2 protein-coding genes are annotated in these 1,849 nt (G+C 70.4%); both read right to left on the bottom strand.

Annotated features, from left to right (window positions below; all coding sequences use genetic code 11):
* Positions 1-407, bottom strand: a 407-nt coding sequence (locus tag H926_RS0106565; RefSeq protein ID WP_148291654.1) for a YoaK family protein, incomplete at its 3' end; no start/stop codon positions are given.
* 13 nt (positions 408-420) lie between these two features.
* On the bottom strand, positions 421-1,849 hold a 1,429-nt coding region (locus H926_RS0106560), incomplete at its 5' end, for an alginate export family protein (protein ID WP_022675606.1).

Genomic DNA, 1,849 nt, shown 5'->3' with positions numbered 1-1,849 from the left:
GGATGCGCCACGATGCCGTCGGCGCCGGGCACCAGCGCCACGGCCGCCGCCGCCAGGAACAGCACGGCTTCAAGCAAGGCCGCGCGCAGCAGCCAATAGCGCAGCGGATGGCTCGACGCGTGGCGCCACAACCGCCCCGCCACGCTCGCGCCCACCATGAACAGGCCCAGCGCCACCAGGTAGGGCACGGGCGTGAAACCCGGCGCGCGGGCCAGCGCAAAGGCCAGGAACACCACGTTGCCGGTCATGTTCGCGGTAAACACCTTGCCCAGGCCAAGGACGCTAACGGCGTCGACGAAGCCGGTCGTCGCCGACAGCAACAGCAGCAGGCGTGGCAGCGGCGATGGCGTGCGCACCGCCACAGGCGCGCCGGCGACGGGGGGCGATGGGGGCGGATGAGAGTCCATGGCACTTTCCCTTTCAGAACCGGAACGAAGCTTCACCGGCAAACAGATCGATCGGCCGGCCGGCACCGGCCTGGACGAGAAAGCCGCCGGGCACGAAATGGCTGGCAGAGGCAGTCAGCGCGAGTTCGCGCGTGGCCTGCCAGGTTACCACCGCCTCTGCCTGCTTGCCGAGAAAGCGCGCCTGGCCGGCCGTGGCGGAGTGCAGCTGGCGGCCGGGCACATCATAGACGCCGTCGCCCCGGCTTTGCCGCCAATAGGCCATGCCCGTAACACCCAATTGCACCGCGCCGCCGTTCAGCTTGCCCAGCGCGAGCGTGAGCGCGGGGTGCACATCGATCAGGTTGCGCGGGCCCAGTGGCGAAAGCTCGCCAAAATACTTGCCTTTGGGAAACAGGGGGTTGAAGCCGTTGACCCGACCATCGGCGGGCGCCTTGTCGCCACTCGCGAGATCGACATGGAGCGACAGATCGGGCGTGGCCGGCAAAGCCGGAAAGCGGCGCCCGGCGCGCAGCGCCACCGACCAGGCATGGATCGGCGCGCCGGCCAGACGCCCTCCCTGGGCCATCGCCTCCATGTCCCAATAGGCAGACCCGGCACGCCCGGCGCTGCGCAGGCCCAGGGTAATGCGCCGTTCGTCACCCAGGCCGCCGGCAAACCCGGCCTGTTGCAGGCTGGCGGCGCGATCGTGATAGACCAGGGCATAGGCATCGATCCGCGCGACATGCCCGCTGCCCAGCCAGCGCGTGGCATATAGCCCCCACAGCGCCTTTTGCCGCGATCGCCGATCGTCCATGCTGTGCGGCCCGGCCGCGACCGGCACCAGGTAGAACAGGCTGGCAGTATAAGGGCCGGAATCGAGCAGCGCCCGCGTGCCATCGAACGGCAGCGGCGTATTGGGGCCATAGCGGGTGCCGACCAGCCGCTCGCTGCCCAGGCTGACCAGCTGGCGCCCGCCTTCCAGGCGCAGCGTGGTGTCCGGCGCGATCGGCACGGTCACATCCGCAAAGGCCTGCAACAGATCAACCCCGGTGCGATCGACTGGCGATGGTCCACCGACCACGCCCTGCGCGGCATTGGCCAGGCCCTGCACGAACACGCTAAAGCGGCCCGCATGCAGCTCGGCAGGGGGCACCGCCCGCCAATAGCGCGCGGTCTGCCCCTGGGTTGCCTCTACCCGCGCGCGCAGTTCCAGGCCGGTCGACAGCCACACCTGCGGCGCGGCCAGAGGAATGTATTTCAGCGGCGCGGTCCACCGCGCGCGGCGGGCGGCGGGGTCGGCCAGGCTCGACCAGTCTTCGGTATAGCGCGTGATGGTCAGGGTGGGCGGGCGCCAGGCCTCGATCACGCTGCGTGGCAGGGCATCCTGGTCTGCCGACTGCTGCGCGCGCGCAACCCCCTGCGGCAAAAGCGCCGCCAGCATGGCCGTGACGACGGCCCGGCCG

The organism is Novosphingobium sp. B-7 (assembly GCF_000410615.1).
Classification (GTDB): domain Bacteria; phylum Pseudomonadota; class Alphaproteobacteria; order Sphingomonadales; family Sphingomonadaceae; genus Novosphingobium; species Novosphingobium capsulatum.
The sequence above is the reverse complement of the archived record's forward strand: the minus strand, read 5'-3'. Positions and strand labels throughout refer to the sequence as shown.